Annotated in this window: 11 protein-coding genes; 10 read left to right on the forward strand and 1 reads right to left on the reverse strand. The window is 73.8% G+C overall.

What is annotated here, in order from left to right; translation table 11 throughout:
- The first annotated feature begins 31 nt into the window (after positions 1–31).
- From AC0QU1_RS01000 to AC0QU1_RS01010, 3 genes are all read left to right on the forward strand, one after another.
- A complete protein-coding gene (locus AC0QU1_RS01000; protein WP_483573803.1) occupies positions 32–1,738 on the forward strand; it encodes a glutamyl-tRNA reductase in 1,707 nt (568 codons plus the stop codon).
- Between the two features lie 171 nt (positions 1,739–1,909).
- Positions 1,910–3,391 carry a hypothetical protein gene (locus AC0QU1_RS01005; protein ID WP_483573804.1) on the forward strand — a complete coding sequence of 494 codons (1,482 nt, stop codon included), beginning with the start codon at positions 1,910–1,912 and terminating at the stop codon, positions 3,389–3,391.
- A 251-nt stretch (positions 3,392–3,642) separates the two neighbouring features.
- On the forward strand, positions 3,643–4,530 hold the full coding sequence (locus tag AC0QU1_RS01010) for a hypothetical protein (protein WP_483573805.1): 888 nt from the start codon (positions 3,643–3,645) through the stop codon (positions 4,528–4,530).
- A gap of 178 nt (positions 4,531–4,708) precedes the next feature.
- On the opposite strand, the gene AC0QU1_RS01015 is transcribed toward AC0QU1_RS01010, so the two are convergent.
- Positions 4,709–6,154, reverse strand: a complete 1,446-nt coding sequence (locus tag AC0QU1_RS01015; protein WP_483573806.1) for a CoA transferase — start codon at positions 6,152–6,154, stop codon at positions 4,709–4,711.
- Between the two features lie 327 nt (positions 6,155–6,481).
- Between AC0QU1_RS01015 and AC0QU1_RS01020 the strand changes: the two genes are divergently transcribed.
- From AC0QU1_RS01020 to AC0QU1_RS01050, 7 genes are all read left to right on the forward strand, one after another.
- Positions 6,482–7,306: a DUF5926 family protein gene (locus AC0QU1_RS01020; RefSeq protein WP_483573807.1), complete on the forward strand. Its 825-nt coding sequence runs from the start codon at positions 6,482–6,484 to the stop codon at positions 7,304–7,306.
- Positions 7,307–7,501: 195 nt separating this feature from the next.
- Positions 7,502–8,299 carry a glycosyltransferase family 2 protein gene (locus AC0QU1_RS01025; protein WP_483573808.1) on the forward strand — a complete coding sequence of 266 codons (798 nt, stop codon included), beginning with the start codon at positions 7,502–7,504 and terminating at the stop codon, positions 8,297–8,299.
- A 39-nt stretch (positions 8,300–8,338) separates the two neighbouring features.
- Complete coding sequence (locus AC0QU1_RS01030; protein WP_483573809.1) at positions 8,339–9,457, forward strand: diacylglycerol/lipid kinase family protein; 1,119 nt, start codon at positions 8,339–8,341, stop codon at positions 9,455–9,457.
- Positions 9,458–9,483: 26 nt separating this feature from the next.
- A complete protein-coding gene (locus AC0QU1_RS01035) occupies positions 9,484–14,013 on the forward strand; it encodes a hypothetical protein (RefSeq protein ID WP_483573810.1) in 4,530 nt (1,509 codons plus the stop codon).
- 10 nt (positions 14,014–14,023) lie between these two features.
- Entirely contained in the window at positions 14,024–15,298 is a 1,275-nt protein-coding gene (serS, locus tag AC0QU1_RS01040; RefSeq protein WP_483573811.1) for a serine--tRNA ligase, read from the forward strand.
- A gap of 136 nt (positions 15,299–15,434) precedes the next feature.
- Positions 15,435–16,238, forward strand: coding sequence for an HAD family hydrolase (locus AC0QU1_RS01045; protein WP_483573812.1), 804 nt, complete (start codon positions 15,435–15,437; stop codon positions 16,236–16,238).
- Positions 16,239–16,373: 135 nt separating this feature from the next.
- Complete coding sequence (locus AC0QU1_RS01050) at positions 16,374–17,192, forward strand: HAD family hydrolase (protein ID WP_483573813.1); 819 nt, start codon at positions 16,374–16,376, stop codon at positions 17,190–17,192.
- The last annotated feature ends 2 nt before the right edge of the window (positions 17,193–17,194 follow it).

Genomic DNA, 17,194 nt, shown 5'->3' on the forward strand with positions numbered 1-17,194 from the left:
GCCGGGGAGTGGTGCATAAAGTTGGGGCACTGTGGTTCTCCTCTCCCTCACCGCCAGCCACCGCGAGCTCGACCTCGACGCGCTGGAGCGCCTGTCCACGGGCTCGTCGTCAGTGGGCCGCGTCGTCGTCCGTACGTGCGGCCCGGTCGCGGGCGCCGTGGTGATCTCCACGTGCAACCGCTTCGAGCTCTACCTCGACGTGGACGCGCCGCTGAGCGGCGACAGCGTGCAGCACGCGACGCGGCACGTCGCCGAGCTGGTGGCGCACGCCTCCGGCGTCACGGGGGACGTCGCCGCCCGCAGCTTCACCGTGCGAACCGGGCCGGAGGTGACCGAGCACCTGTTCGCGGTGGCGTCGGGCCTTGACGCGATGGTCGTGGGCGAGCGCGAGATCGCGGGTCAGGTCAAGCGGGCTCTCGCGGAGGCCCGCGAGCAGGAGACCACGTCCAAGACGCTCGAGCTGCTCTTCCAGACGGCGTCGCGCACCTCCAAGCGGGTCGGCACCGACACCGAGCTCGGCGCGGCCGGCCGGTCCGTCGTCGCGCTGGCGCTGGACCTCGCCGAGCGCGAGCTGCCGCCGTGGGACGGCACCCGCGCGGTGCTCATCGGCACCGGCTCGTACGCCGGCGCGTCGGTGGCGGCCCTCCGGGCGCGCGGCTGCGACGACATCCGCGTCTACTCGCAGTCCGGCCGCGCCGCGGCCTTCGCCGAGTCGCACGACGTGCAGCCGGTGGACTCCCTCGTCGAGGCGCTCGCCGACGCCGACCTCGTGGTGAGCTGCAGCGGCGCCCGCGGGCGGGCGCTCGCCGTCCGCACGGACCACGCACTCGCGGCCCGGACGGAACACCCGCTCGCCGTGCGGACTGAACAACCGCTCGCCGTCCGCACGGAGCAGACCGAGCAGCGACGGCCCGGGTACCAGCAGGCAGAGCCGCCCGAGCGGCCGGCAGGACGGCCGCGTCAGCAGGCAGCGCGCACCGATCAGCAGGCAGAGCCGCACCGGACCGAGCAGCGGCCGGAGCCGCACCAGGCCGAGCAGCGACCGGAGCCCCACGACGAGCACTTCGCCGCGATGGTGGCGGGCAACTTCGGCGGCTCGACGACACTCCCGCACCTGACGACCGACGCCGGCCCCGAGGCGAGCCTCGGCCACGTGCTCGACGCCGCCGGGCTGGTCCGCGCCCGCGAGCGCGCGGCGGACCGGGCCGGCGACGAGCCGGAGCCGCGCCCGCTCGTGATCCTCGACCTCGCCCTGCACCGCGACGTCGACCCGCGGGTTGCCGACGTCGAGGGCGTGCTGCTCTTCGACCTCGCCACGCTGAAGGCGCACGCGCCGGCGGTGGCGCGCGACGTCGTCGCGCAGGCCCAGGGCATCGTGGACGCCGCCGCGCGCCGCTTCGAGGAGACGCGCCTTGGCCGGGAGGCCGACGCCGCCGTGGTGGCCCTGCTCGACGAGGCGGAGGTGCGCGTCCTGGCCGAGATCGACGCCGCCGTCGCCCGGCTCACGGACGAGCTGGCCGCGCGCGGCGAGCCGGGTCCCGAGGAGTCGGACGTCGACGTCATCGCCCGCGACGTGCGCAAGCGGGTGCATGCCGAGCTGCACGACAAGATCGTCGCCGTCCGCGCGAAGGCCACCGCCCGGGCGCGGGCGGCCGAGGCCGCGCTGGTCGAGGGCGCCGAGGCCCTGACGATGGAGGCGTCCGTCCAGCGGGACGCCGATCCGTCGGCCCGCCGATAACGTCCGGCGCGGGCCGACGGCGCAAGCCGGACGGACCGGTTTTCTGGGTCCAATTCGGCCATCGTTACACAATCGTAACGAGGGTGATTTTATTCACCCGGGGGTGAAGACTAAGTTCGGTGGCTCAAGGACCGAACGCGCATATGCGCATCTCGAGATGCTGGAGCAACTTTGAAGCACGCAGCACCCAAGAAGAAGACCGCATCGGCGGGCGCGCGGACCATCGCGACCGTCGCCATCGCAACCGCGGCCACGAGCATGGCCGCTCCGGCCATGGCCGCTGAGGCTTCGCCGCTGGACAACCTGGGCGACCTCGGCAAGACCGCCGAGGGCCTCACGCAGGGCCTCCCGGCCCTCTCGTCGACCTCGATCGACCTGAGCGAGCTCACCGACGCCGTCCCCGCCGTCGACGCGGTGACCAAGGAGCTCCCCGCCTCCATCGCCCCCACCACTGCTCTGGCGCCGAACTACCGGCCGGCGCAGTTCGTGTCCGGTGCCGTCCAGGGCGTTGCGCCCCAGGTCGTCTCCGGCGTCGTGGGCGGCGTGACCAACGGTTCCGTCGTCTCCGGCGTGACCGGCACCGCCCAGTCGGCGCTGCACAACGTGCTCGGCGGCAACGTCGTCGGCACGGCCACTGGTGTTGTGGGCACCGCCACCGGCGCTGCCTCCGGTGTTGTCGGCGGCGTGCTGCAGGGTGACGCCCTCGGCAACGTGCTTGGCACCGCCACGGGCGTCGTCGGCACCGCCACCGGCGCTGCCAACGGCGTTGTCGGCACCGCTACCGGTGTTGCCGGCGGTGTGCTCGGCACCGCCACGGGTGTTGTCGGCGGCGTGACCTCCGGCGGCGTCGTGTCCGACGCCACCGACGCCGTGACCGGCACGGCCGACGGCGTTCCGGCCACCGTGGCCGACGTGATCCGCAACGTGCCGAACATCCTGGGCGGCGTGACCGCTCCGGTCGCCGGCCTCACCGCCAACCTGCCGGGTGCGATCGGTGGCGTGGGTGGCGTTCTCAACAGCGTCGTCTCGAACGTTCCCGGCGTGGTCGCTGGCGTTCCGGGCGTCGTGGCCCAGGTCACCACCCCGGCCGCCGGTGCGGTCGAGACGGTCGTGGGCGACGTCGCCGTGGACGGCGTCGTCAAGCCGGTCGCCAACGACGTGGTCCCGGGTGCCGTCGGCTCCGTGACCGGCAACGTCGTTCCGGGTGTCACCGCGACCGTCGGCAACGTGACCGGCTCGGTCGTCCCCGGTGCCGTTGGCACCGTGACGGGCAAGGTTGTTCCGGGCGCCGTGAACGGTGTCGCCAAGCCGGTCGTCGAGGACGTCGTGCTCGACGGCGTGGTCGACGGTGTCGTCAAGGACGGCGTGGTCGACAACGTGGTGAAGCCGGTCGTGAAGGACACCGTCGTGGACGGCGTCGTGAAGCCGGTCGTCGAGGACGTCGTCGTGGAGGGCGTTGCCAAGCCCGTCGTGAAGGACGTCGTCGTGGACGGCGTGGCCAAGCCTGTCGTGGACACCGTCGGCAACACCGTCAAGGGTGTCGCAGGCAGCGCCGTGACGGACACCGTCGGTGGCGTGACCAAGACGGTCGACGGTCTCACCGGCGGCGTCGTGGGTGGTCTCACCGGCGGCCTGCTCGGCGGTCTTTCCTGACCTGACCTCCCCGAGAGGACCCCAGCCTCTTCGGTCTTGACGTAGCGGGGTGGAGTGCCATTGGCGCTCCACCCCGTTTTCGTTCTCTTCCGCTTTGAGAAGGTTCCATTGTTACGCCCGTTGTTATCGAATCGTTACCATCGCATCGGGTTTTTCCGATGCCCCCCTTTTTTCGGCTATTACCGATCCGGTAGCGTCGTCCCGTCCCCCGGGTTCCGGGCCGTTGTAGCCGACACGCTGGAGCAGCTCTCATGAAGCACGCCGCCATCAAGCCATCGTCCGCAGCCAAGTCCACGGCCTCGCGCGTCGTGGCGACGATCGCGCTCGCCACCGCGGCCACCGCCGTCGCCACCCCGGCGATGGCGCACGAGGGCCGCGGCCACGGCGGCTATGACGGGCACTCGGCCGGCTACGGCGGCGGATACGGGCACGGCGGTTCGTACGGCGGGCACGGCGGCGGGTACGGCTCGCACGGCGGTTCGTACGGCGGCGGCGACGACCGCGAGTACGAGGCTCCGCGCTCCTACCAGCCCACCAGCTACACGGAGCCGAACTACGACATGCCGCGGTACGAGTCCCAGCAGGGCGACTGCGACCGCGCCGAGACCAACGGCCACTACGGCGACTGGGACGAGAAGGACCGCGAGAAGGTGCGCGAGGCCATCGAGGACTACGTGAACGAGGCCCGGACGCAGACCCCGGCTCCCGAGCCGGAGGCCGAGCAGCCTGCCGCTCCTGCCGAGCAGACCGCCCCCGCGAAGACCGCACCCGCGGAGAAGGCCGCTCCCGCCCCCGCGGAGACCGAGACTCCCGCACCGGTCGAGGCGGCCGAGCCCCAGCAGCCTGCGGCGTCCGAGCCGCCGCTGGCGGTCCAGGACCCCGGGCAGCAGTGGGAGGGCCCGTCGAGGTCGGCCGACACCTCCGGGGCGGAGCTCACCGCCTTCGTCCCGAACGAGGGTGCGAGCGTCGACGCCATCGAGCAGGAGGCCTCCTCGCTCACCGACGCCACGCTGGACGCCCCGGTCCGGCTCGCCACGACCGGTGCCGAGGCCGCCGCGTTGACGGGTGCGGCGGGTGCCCTGGTCATCGGCGGTGCCGGCGCCCTCCTGCTCGCCCGCCGCGGCCGGGCCCGCGCCTGACCGACCGGGCCTGCGCTCCACGGGTCCGGTCCGCGCCTGACCGTCGGCTTGCGCCTTGCGGGTCGAGTTCGCGCCGTTGCTGATCGCGCCTGACCAGCGGCTCGCGCCTGACAGGTCGGCCGACCCGGCCTGGTTCGCGCCGGACCCTCGCGCCTCACCGACCCGTTCCGCGCCCCGCCTATGTCGCCGCGGTTCCGTCCTGGCGGAGCCAGGACGGCTCGTCGGTACCCCACGGATGCGCGGGGTGCGGGTAGTCGTCGTACCCCGGCAGGGCGGGCCGCGCGGTGGTCACCCGCCCGTGCGTCACGGTCTGGCTGCCCGACGGCGCCGCGGCGGCCGGGTGCACCGGGTCCCGTCCCGGCAGGTCCAGCAGCCAGGCGGCGGTCCGCGCGAGCGACACCGAGACATCGTGGCCCGGCCCGCCGTCCCGAAGGGTGAGCGCGTCGACGATTCCCGCGGCGAGCAGGTACCCCGAGGCGTGGTCGAGCGCCTGGGCCGGTAGCGCACCTGGTGTCCCCTCGTGGCCCTCCAGCAGCGCGATGCCGCTGGCGGCCTGCACTATCGAGTCGAACCCGCGTCGGCCGGCCCACGGCCCGTCGTCGCCCCATGCGGACACCCGCCCGGTCACCACGCCCGGCGGGACCCGGAGCCCGAACACCTTGACGGCTCCGGGCCGGTAGCCGGTCACGAGCACGTCTGCGGCGTCCAGCAGGTCCTGGGCGGTGCGGCGGTCCCTGGCGTCCCTGAGGTCCAGGACGGCGCTGCGCTTGCCCTGGCCCGTGTCGAGGTGCTGCCAGGCGATCTCCGCCGGGTCCGCCGGGTCCACGCGCAGCACGTCCGCACCGAGCAGCGCGAGCGTGCGCGTGGCGACGGGCCCGGCGATGACCCGGGTCAGGTCGAGCACCCGGACGCCGGCCAGGGGGCGCGCCGGGTCCATCACCTCGACGTTGGCCAGGGGCCGTGCCGGGTCCATCACCTCGACGTCGGCCAGGGACGCGCCGCCGAGGGTCGGGTCGATGCCGAGCCGTCCCGAGGCCGCCGCGGCCGGCTGTCCCGAACGTGGTGCGGGGCGCCCTGCCGAGCTCGCGGGGAGCTGCCGTCGTGAGTCCGCAGCAGGTCGTCGTCCTGCGCCCGAAGGGCCGAGCCGCGCCGTCGTCCGCACCACCGGGCCGGCCGCCGCAGCTCGTCCCGGCGCCGACTCCCGCCACTCCCGCTCGGTCCGGACCCGCGCCACGATCGCGCCGGCGTCGGCCGCGAGGTCCTCGAGCTCCTGCGCGGGGAAGTCCGCGATGCGGTGGGCGAAGGCGGGTCGCGCGACGTCGTCGGGCAGGCCGAGGAGGGCCGTCAGGCGCGACCGGTGGTGCGGGTAGTTCGCGTGCGTGCGGACCCAGCCGTCGGCGGCGGGGAAGAAGCCGGAGAGCGGGCCGAACCCGTCGACGGGTCGCCCGTCGAGCGCGAAGACCCGGTCGGAGGCGAAGGCGGCGGCGACCCGGCCCGGGTCGAGCGGGGCTAAATCCGGTCCGGCCGGGTCGAGCCTGGCCCGCGCCACCGCGCGCTGGACGGCGCGGACGGCGTCGAGCGCGAGGTCGAGCACGGGCAGGTGCGCGGCGAGCCAGGGTTCCACCGCCCCATCATCGCCCCGGGCCACCATCGCCCCGGGCCACCAACAGGTTGTCGAGTTCGGTCCGTTGATCGCCCACCTCGGCGAGTTCGGCCCGTTGCATCGAGATCGGTCAATCACTGGACCGATCTCGATGCAACCGACCGACCTCGCGTCAGTGGCTCAGCAACGGGCCGAGCTCGCGCCACACCGTCTCGGCAACCGGCCGAACTCGCGTCACCGGCTCAGCAACCGACCGAACTCGCCCTCACCACACGTCGCCGGACACCGCCCCCGAAACATCACCGGCCGGACAGATCAAGGGAGCATGCGCGTGGATACACTCGCCGCATGGCCAAGAACCCCTCCTCCGAGTTCGTGCTCCGGCCCTTCGAAGGTCTCCCCGGGGAGACCGACTGGGTGGCGATGCGCGAGATCGTCCCGTCAGCGACCGCGACCGCTCGCACCACCGCCGAGTACGGCTCCCGGGAGGTCACCGTGGTGACGCTCCTGCCGGGCGCCTGGACCGCGCTGCACCGCGCCGACGGCTCGATCCTGCTCGCCGTGCAGGGCATCGTCGGGTCGGGCGACGTGAGCCGCGACCTCGCCGCGGCGCTCCTGGAGGCCCTGGAGCTCGAGCCGGGCACCGCCGTCGAACCGGGTGACCTGCCGGGCGAGGGGCCGCGCCTCCAGGACGTGCTCGACCTGAGCGTCCCGTTCGAGGTCACGGTGCACGACACGTTCGACTACTGGCTCGACCCGAGCGCCGAGGTCACGCCGGAGCTCAAGCAGAACCTGGAGGACGCCGCCGACGGCGCGATCCCCACGGTCAAGGTGTCCTCGGTCGAGTCGGCCTACTGGTGCCGCATGACGCGCGAGTTCCTCCGCTGGGCACGACCCGAACCGGAGGACGACGTCATCGACGCGATCTCCCGGCTGCACGCAAAGCGCGAGTCAGGGCTCGCGGGTGGGAAGTTCGTGGGAGCGTTTCGTGCGTCCGGCCTGGTGGTCCCCGTGTGGGAGCTGCCGAAGGGCACAGAGGCGGCCGACCTGGAGGGGCCGGTGACGGAGCTCGGCGACCGGCTCGCGAAAGCACTTTCCATCAAGGAGCCGCTTGATGCGAACGAGCGACGCGCAAGAGCAGGTATCGTCTCCCGGCAGGTCACCCTGCGCTAGACCGGAGCACCCCGGCCGGGCTTCGCAGACGGCCCGGAACGCGTCGGCAGTCACCGCGGATCGCCACGAGCGACCCAGGTTTCGGCAACTAGCGGACCAAGGGAGTAGGATTCCAGGGGTAAACCTTTGCACTCGCCAAGCAAAGGACTATCCGGTCACCCACCACGGCAAATCGACGCTTGAGGCAGGACAGGTGTGAACGCTCTCCCGGTCGCGAAGACCACGCGTCCCGGCAATGCGCAGGCAGGCAAGAACGTCCAGCGGGTGGCGGCAGTCATCCCGGCCAAGGACGAGGCCGACCGCATTGCCGCTACCGTGCGCTCCGCGCGTGCGATCCCACACGTCGACCTCGTGCTCGTGGTCGACGACGGCTCCGAGGACGACACGCAGCACGTGGCGCGCGCCGCCGGCGCCGTCGTCGTGCGCCACTCGCACAATCGCGGCAAGGCCGCCGCGATGGAGACGGGTGCCGCGGTGGTGGCGATGCGCGACGCCGACGGGCGTCCACCGCGCCTGCTCATGTTCATCGACGGCGACCTCGGCGACACCGCCGTGAACACCGCCCCCCTCGTGCGCCCCGTCCGCGAGGGCGTGGCGGACCTCGCGATCGCGCTGCTGCCCAAGCAGGCGGGCGCGGGCGGTCGCGGCATCGTGGTGGGCGCGTCCCGGCGGGCGATCGAGGCGATGACGGGCTGGAGCCCGTCGCAGCCGCTGTCCGGCATGCGCTGCCTCACGCGCGAGGCGTTCGAGGCGGCCACGCCGCTCGCCCGCGGCTGGGGCGTCGAGACCGGCATGACGATCGACCTGCTGCGCAAGGGGTACGTCGCGGTCGAGGTGCCGTGTGATCTGAAGCACCGTCCGTCGGCGAACGACCTCAGGGGCCAGATCCACCGCGCGGCCCAGTACCGCGACGTCCTGCTGGCCGTGAACGCACGCAAGATGCGCGGCGCCGTCGACGCGGTGCGGCACGCGGGCTCGAACGTCCGCAGCTGATGGGCCCGCGCCTGCGGGTCGGCGCCGTACTCTGACCTCGTGGAGTGGCAGGTCTGGCTGGGGATCGTCGCGATCGTCGTCGCGGTGCTCGCGCTCGTCGTCGCCATCGGGGCCTGGTCGCAGCAGGCGTGGATGCGTCGGCGTTCTCCTCGGCGCGCCACCGCGCAGAGCGTCCAGACGGCCCCGCAGGTCGCGGTGATCGTGAACCCGTCGAAGCACAACACCACGGGTCTGCGCGACCGGGTGCTGGCGCACTCGGCGGAGCACGGGCTCCCCGAGCCCCTCTGGTACGAGACCACCGTGGACGACCCGGGCAAGGGACAGGCCCAGCAGGCCCTGGACGACGGCGCGGACATCGTGGTCGCGGCCGGCGGGGACGGGACCGTGCGGGCGGTGGCGGAGACCATGGTCGGCTCGGACAAGCCGATGGGGGTGCTGCCCGTCGGCACGGGCAACCTCCTGGCCCGTAACTTGGAGCTGCCGTTGACCAGCACAGAGGAGGCCCTCGACGTGATCGTGCGCGGCCGCACGCGCGCGATCGACGTCGGCTGGCTGCGGGTGACCGAGTTCGCGGACGAACCGCGCAACGGCGACCACCCCAACCAGCCCGACCACGAGCCCGACACCGAGCGTGAGCACATCTTCCTCGTCATCGCGGGCCTGGGGTTCGACGCCGCGATGGTGGCCACCGCCGACTCCGACCTGAAGAAGAGGGTGGGCTGGCTCGCCTACTTCGTGGCCGGGCTGTCGCACATGCAGGCCCGGCGCATGCGCGCGCACCTGGAGCTCGACGACCAGCCGCCGGTCGACGCCCGCGCCCGCTCCATCATGGTCGGCAACTGCGGCATGCTCCCGGGCGGCGTCACCCTGCTGCCCGACGCCGTGCTCGACGACGGGGTGCTCGACGTGGCCGCGGTCGACGTCCGCGGCGGCGTGTTCGGCTGGGCCCAGCTCACGCTGGAGATCGCCATGCAGGGCGTCGGGGTGCGCAACGACCTGCCGGAGAAGCTGGGCCGCATCGACCACACCAAGGCCCGCCGCGCGCGGATCCGGGTGCAGGGCGGTGAGGAGGCCCAGGTGGACGGCGATCCCCTCGGGCGGGCCGTCGAGATCGACGTGCGCGTCGAGCCGGGCGCGCTGCTGGTTCGTGCCCCTTGACCTCGCAGGCCATCTACCCTGGGCGGGTGAATCCCCGTTCCACCCGAGCACTGACCGGACCCGCGGTGCTGGTCGTGCTCGTCGCGGTCCTGCTGGGCCTGGTCGGCCCGACGACGGCGTCGGCGGCCCCGGGATCTCAGCCTGCCGCCGGGTTCGCGGCCGCCAGTGGTGGTGACCTCGCGTCCGGGTCCCGGCTTGTCGCCGGCGCCGGCGACAGCGCCGGATCTGGGACCGGATCCGAGCCCGCCGTCGGCGCCGCAGCCGGGTCCGGGCTCGCCGACGGCGCCGGGCTTGCGGCCTCGTCCGAGCCCGCCGAGGAGCCGGAACCGGCGGCGGAGCCCGCCCCCGTCGTCGTGGTCGGCGTCGCCGGGCTGCGCTGGACCGACGTGTCCCGCAGCACCACGACCAACCTGTGGCACCTGATCGGCGGCGGCTCCGTCGCCTCGATCAACGTCCGCACCGCGGCCCCGGCGACCTGCCCGCTCGACGCGTGGCTCACGCTCTCCGCGGGCAGCCGGACGGTCTCGGCGGGCAGCGCCGAACGCGCGGACGCGCCCGACGCCGGACGGGAAGGCCGGACGCCGGAGGCGCGCGGGGCGACGTCGTGCACCCCGGTGCCCGAGCCCTCGGCGGGGCAGCCGGTGGGCGACGGCGAGCCGACCACGGCGACGGTGGACGGCTGGGCCCAGCTCCCCGAACGCGAGGAGCGGGACGACGCGACCGCCGGGAGCGCGGCGACCCCGGCGCCCGGCCTCCTCGGCGAGCTGCTGGACGGGGCGGGCGCCTGCTCGACGGCGGTGGGGCCGGGTGCCGCCGTGATGCTCGCCCGCGCGGACGGCACGGTGAGCCGGTACGTCCCGTCCCTCGACGCGCTCCCGGCTGACGGTCCGGCGGGCGGTGGCGACGGCGCGACGGCGCGCGGCGACGTGCTCGCCGAGTGTCCCGTCACCGTGATCGACGCCGGAAGCCTGCCCGAGGGGCCGGACCGCGCGGCGGCGCTGGAGGCCCTTGACGACACCCTCAGCGGCCTGACGGGCGACCTGCCGACCGGGACACGGGTGCTCGTCGCGGGCATCGCTGACACGCCGCTCACGCAGCAGGGGCTGCAGGTCGTCGTCGACTGGGTGGTGGACGTACCCCGGGTGCGCTGGCTGACGTCGGACGCGTCGCGCAGCACCGGGTTCGTCCAGCTCACGGACCTGACGGCCACCGCGGCCGAGGCCGGCGGCGCCCTCCCCGACCCCGAGGCGGAGGAGCCGGGGCAGGGTCCGGCCGCCGAGGAGCCGTCGATCGAGGGCGCGCCGATCGAGGTGGGTGAACCGCGCCGTGCCACGGTCGCCCGCACGGTCGAGAACCGGCAGTACATCAACGTCCTCGCCGACACCATCCCCGCGCAGGTGCCGGCGTTCGCCGGCGCGATAGTCCTGTTCCTGCTGATCGCCGTCCTGGTGCTCGTGCTGCCGCGGCGTGCGGCGCGGCCGCGCCGGGAGCCCGGGCCCTACCGGAGACGGCTGGCGCTTGCCGCCGCGCTGCTCGCCGTGTCCGCGCCGGCGGGGGCGAGCCTGGCGTCGCTGGCCCGCTGGTGGGTGTGGCCGGCACCCGAGTTCGGCCTGGCCCTCTCGCTGACCGTGGCGACGGTCGCCGTCGCGCTCGTGGTGCGCGGCGTGACCGGCCTGCTCCCCCTGGTGCCGTGGCGCGGCGCCGTGGCGGCGGCCGGCGTCACGTGGCTGGTCTTCACCGTCGACGGTCTCACCGGGTTCACGCTGCTCCAGGCCTCGCTGCTGGGCCCGTCGCCGGCCACCGCCGTCCGGTTCTACGGGTTCTCCGACGCCGCCTTCGTGCTCTACGCGGCGGCCGGGCTGGTGCTGGCGGGTGGGCTGGCCGCCTACGTGGTGCGCCGGCGCGGATCGGGCGGCGCCAGGCCCACGCCGGCCGACGGCGCCCGCACGCGCGACACCCAGCCGACGGCCCGGCCGGTGTGGCTCGCCGCGGGTGTCGTGGCCGTCGTCGCGCTGGTGACCACGGCGGTCGACGCCGCGCCGCTCCTCGGGGACCGCCCGCGCGGGCTGGTGCTGCTCGTCCCGTTCGCCCTGGTCGCGGTGCTCGCGGCGCGGCCGGACCTGGTGGCGCGGTTCGACGGCGCCCGGGGGTGGCTGTCGCGGGTGCTTCACGGCGCGTCCTCGGGCGCGTTGCGGGTCAGGGGCCGAGCTGCCGAGTCGGACCGTGTTGCCGGGCTGGGCAGGGCCGAGCCGGTCCGGGGCGTGCCCTCGGCGGTGCTGGGCCTGTCCGGCGCGCTCCTGCTCAGCCTGCTGTTCGCGGCGGCCGCACTCCCGGCGCCCGGCGCCGAGGCGGCCGGCGAGGAGTCGGGTTCCCTCGGCACGGCCGAGCCGGTGGTGCCGCCGGGCGGCAGTCTTGTGGTGATCGGCACGCAGGGCCTGCGCTGGACCGACGTCCAGCCGTCCCCCGACACGGGCCGGGCGCCCGCGCCCACCCTGTACGGCCTGCTCACCGACGGCGCGGACGCCGCGGGCCTCACCCTGCCCAGCGGGCGGGCAGCACGCTGCCCGGACAGCGGCTGGCTCAGCCTGTCGTCGGGCCGCCTCGCCGAGGTGTCCGACGAGCGCGACGCCGACGACCACTGGATCTGCGACGAGATCTCGGTGACCCCGGCCGCCGACGGCGCGGGGGACGCGCCCGAGGACGCCCAGGACGGCGACGCAGCGGCCCAGGGCGACCGCCCCGCCGTCGTCGACCAGTGGGACCGGCTGACCGCGCTGCAGCGCGGCTCCGGCTACGCCGCGCGCCTCGGCACGCTCGGCGATGCCCTGGGCGACGAGTGCACGACGGCGGTCGGCCCGGGTGCGGCGGTGGCGCTCGCCGACGGCGAGGGCGGCGTGGGCCGGTACTACGACCTCGACACGGCCGTCGCGGACGGGTCGGGCGCGTGGGACTGCCCGGTCACCTTCGTGGACGCGGGCTCGGCCCTGCTGGACGTCGCCGAGCGCGCGGACCTGGAGGAGCGACCCGACGGCGATGAGCAGGTCGAGGCCCTGCGCGCCGACCTCGTCTCCGCCGTCGACCTCGCCGTGTGGCGCGTGCTGGACGCGGCTCCCGCCGACGCGACGGTGCTGGTGGTCGACGTCGCCACGGTGCCGGAGCAGCCCCTGGAGCTCGGCCTGGCGATGGTGCGGCCGTCCGCCGCGAACGACGGCCTGCCGCGCTACCTGGCCAGCACGGCGACCCGGACGGAGGGGGTCGCCCGCCTGACGGACGTCCCTGCGACGGTGCTCGACGCCGTCGGCGCGGACCTGCCCGCGGCCATCGACCCGACGCCGCTGCTGCGCGCCGGCGAGCGGCCGGCGTCCGCGTGGCTCACCGCCGACGAGCTGGCGGACCTGACCGCGCGGGACCACGTGCGCCGTGACGCGTACCTCTGGCTCGTGGACGTGCCGTTCTGGCTGGGCCTCGCGCTGGCGGCGGTGTGCTGGTGGGTGCCGCGCCGGCGTCGCGCCCGCGGGCTGGGCGAGGTGCCTGCCCGCTGGCGGCGCGCGGCCGAGGTGGGCGCCACCGCGCTGACCGCGCTCCCGGCCGGCGGTTTCCTCGTCTCCCTGACCGGCTGGTGGCGGTTCGGCCTGCCCGTGCTCGCGATCGTCGGCGCCACCCTGCTCGTGACGGCGGCCGTGACGGGGCTGAGCCTGCTCGCACCGCGGCGACCGCTGTGGGCGGCCCCCGCGGTGGTCGCAGGCATTACGTTCGTCGCGCTCACGGCGGACGCGCTGTTCGGCACCCCGCTCAACCGGGCGGCGCCCCTGGGCTCCGCCCCGACCTTCGGAGCGCGGTTCTACGGGTTCGGCAACCCGACGTTCTCGGTGTACGCGGTCGCGGCGATCGTGCTCGCGGCTGCGCTGGCGCAGCTTCTCGTGCGCCGCGGACGCCGGGTGCTGGCCACCCTCGCCGTGTCCGTCGTCGGCGTGATCGCGATGGCGGTCGACGTCTGGCCCACCCTCGGGGCCGACCTCGGCGGCGGGCTGGTGCTCGTGCCCGCGTTCGTGGTGGTCGCCACGGCGGCGTCCGGGCTGCGGCTCACGTTCTGGCGGTTCGCCGGCGTGGCGGCGGCCGGCGTCGGCGTGGTGGCCGTGGTGGGGATCCTGGACTGGCTGCGCCCGCCGGAGTCGCGCTCGCACCTGGGCCGGTTCGTGGCCCAGGTGGTCGACGGCGAGGCCGTGTCGACGGTGCTGCGCAAGGCCCTGTACGCGCTCGGCTCGATCACCGGCGGGCCCGCCGTGTGGGTCACGGTGCTGCTGCTGGTGCTGGCCGGGCTCGCGCTGTTCGGCCCGCCGGCGTGGCGTGAGCGGCTGACACCGGACTGGTTCGGGCGTGCGCAGGAGCGCTGGGAGTTCCTGCGGCCCGCGCTGGTGGCGATGTGGGTGATGGCCGTGCTGGGCTCCGTGGTCAACGACTTCGGGCTCCGGATCGCGATGATCGCGCTCATCCCGGCGGTGCCGCTGCTCACGATGGTCGCGCTGCGCACGAAATCGCTGGGGCAGCCCCGATAGGCTCTGCCTCGTGATCGATCTCCGACTTCTGCGCGACAACCCCGACGTCGTCCGCGCGAGCCAGGTGGCCCGCGGCGACGACCCCGACCTCGTGGACGCGGCCCTCGACGCCGACGCGCGCCGCCGCTCCTCCCTGACGGAGTTCGAGAACCTGCGCGCGGAACAGAAGTCCCTCGGCAAGCAGGTGGCGCAGGCGCAGGGTGACGAGAAGCAGGCCCTGCTGGCGCGCACCAAGCAGCTCGCCCAGGACGTCAAGAGCCACCAGGCCACGGCGACCGAGGCCGAGCAGGAGCTCGACCGGCTGCTGTACTCCATCGCCAACGTGATCGCCGGCGCGCCGGCGGGCGGCGAGGAGGACTACATCGAGCTCAAGCAGGTCGGCACGCCCCGGGACTTCGCGGCGGAGGGCTTCGAGCCCAAGGACCACCTGGAGCTCGGCGAGGGCCTGCGCGCCATCGACACCAAGCGCGGCGCCAAGGTGTCCGGGGCGCGGTTCTACTTCCTCACCGGTATCGGCGCGCGCCTGGAGCTCGCGCTGCTCAACATGGCGATGGACCAGGCCGTCGAGCAGGGTTTCACGCCCATGATCACGCCCACGCTCGTCAAGCCGGAGACCATGCAGGGCACCGGCTTCCTCGGCGCGCACGCCGACGAGGTCTACCGGCTGGAGAAGGACGACCTGTATCTGGTCGGCACCTCGGAGGTGGCCCTGGCCGGGTACCACAGCGACGAGATCATCGACCTGACCGACGGTCCGCTGCGCTACGCGGGCTGGAGCGCCTGCTACCGCCGCGAGGCGGGCTCGGCGGGCCGCGACACGCGCGGGATCATCCGCGTGCACCAGTTCCACAAGGTCGAGATGTTCAGCTACTGCGCCTCCGAGGACGCCGAGGCCGAGCACCAGCGGCTGCTGGGCTGGGAAGAGGCCATGATGGCCAAGGTCGAGCTGCCCTACCGGGTGATCGACACGGCCGCAGGCGACCTCGGCACGTCGGCGGCCCGGAAGTTCGACTGCGAGGCGTGGCTGCCCACCCAGGACCGTTGGCTCGAGCTCACCTCGACGTCGAACTGCACCACCTTCCAGGCCCGCCGGCTGGGCGTTCGCGAGCGGACGCCGTCGGGCGAGACGCGGAACGTCGCCACGCTGAACGGCACGCTCGGCACCACGCGCTGGATCGTCGCCATCCTGGAGAACCACCAGCAGGCCGACGGCTCGGTGCACGTGCCGACGGGGCTGCGGCCGTACCTGGGCGGGCTCGAGGTGCTGGAGCCGGTCAAGCAGTAGCGCCGTGCGGCCGCCGCAGAGCGGTCGGCAAGGCTTTCGGGGTGATCGGCGGCTCGGGCCGCCGATCACCCGACATTCCGCGGAACTCGTGTGTCTGGTCGACCGATGTTCATGTATCGGTCGGTAGGCTGCGAACGTGCTCCGCGACATCGATCGAAAGCTGGTGGCCCTCGACATCGACGGCACGCTCGTCACCTACGACGAGGTGCTGTCGGACGCGGCACGAGACGCGGTGGCGGCCGTGCGAGCCGCGGGGCACCACGTGGTCCTGGCGTCGGGGCGGTCGCTCATCGCGATGACGCCCGTCGCGGCGGACCTCAAGATCGAGGACTCCTGGATCGTCGCCTCGAACGGCGCCGTCACGGCGCGCCTCGACGCCACCGCCGACACGGGGTACATCCTCGACCGGGTCGAGACGTTCGATCCGGAGCCGGTGCTGCGCATGCTCAAGCAGGTGCTCCCGCATGCACGCTACGCGGTCGAGGATGTCGGCGTAGGCTTCCGGATGACCGAGCTCTTCCCCGAGGGGGAGCTCAACGGGGAGCACCGCGTGGTCGACTTCGAGGACCTGTGGGCCGGCGACGTGACCCGTGTGGTGGTGCGCAGTCCGGGCGAGACCAGCGCGGAGTTCCACGAGATCGCCGCGCGTCTGGGGTTCGACGACGTGACCTACGCCGTCGGCTGGTCCGCGTGGATGGACATCGCACCGCAGGGTGTGACCAAGGCGTCGGCGCTCGAGGGGGTGCGCAGGAAGCTCGGCGTCGCGGCCGAGAACACCGTCGCCGTCGGCGACGGCAGCAACGACATCGACATGCTGCGCTGGGCCGGGTGGGGCGTGGCGATGGGGCACGCGGCCGACAACGTGCGGGCCGCGGCCAACGACGTGACCGGCTCGATCGACGACGACGGCGTGGTGGAAGTGCTCCGTTCGCTGCTCTGAGAGCAGAAGAACCTACGGTCGACACCACAGGTGAAAGTTATTCGTGCAAAGGTATGGATCACTGGCCGGATACCTGTACATTTGGGCGCGATCCGTCGAGGGGTGACGGCGCTCACGGTGCCTTGGGGGAACGTGATGATCCTGGACGACCAACCGGTGTCCATGCGAGTGCGCAATGATGCGCCTCACCTGGTCGCCCTCGACATCGACGGGACCCTGTTGGTCACCGGGCAACGCGTGCCCGAGCCGACGGTTCTGGCCGTGCGGCTCGTGCGCGGCCGGAAGCACCACGTGGTCCTCGCGTCGGGCCGGTCGTTGACGGGAGTCCTGCCCGTGGCCAGGGAGCTCGGGATCACCGACGGCTGGGTGGTCGCCTCCAACGGTGCGGTGACGGCGCGGCTGTGCGATCCCTGTGCCGACGGCTACCGGCTCGAGAACGTGCTGACGTTCGACGTCGCCCCCGTGGTCCAGATGGCGCTGAGCCGGTTCCCCGACGTGCAGGTCGGCGTCGAGGAGATCGGCGTCGGCTACCGCGTGAACCGGCTGTTCGAGCCGCACGAGGTCAACGGCGCCCAGCGGGTGGTCAGCATCGCCGAGCTGGGCGCTATGCCCGCGTCGCGCGCGATCCTCCGCGGCCCGCACGTGCTGGACCTGCTCGGGCCGCTGCGCAGGCACGGCGTCACCGCCACGCCCGCCGGACCCGACTGGATCGACGTGACGCCGCGGCACCTGAGCAAGGCGACGTCGCTGGAGAACATCCGCTCGGCGCTCGGCGTCCCGCGGCACAACACGCTCGCCGTCGGCGACGGCCTGAACGACATCGAGATGCTGAACTGGGCCGCTCGCGCCGTCGCGATGGGGCACGCCCCCGACGAGGTGAAGGCGATCGCCAACGAGACGGTCGGCGACATCAGCCAGCACGGCGTGATCCAGGCGCTGAAGCCGCTGATCTGACG

The organism is Promicromonospora noduliphila, from assembly GCF_056951025.1.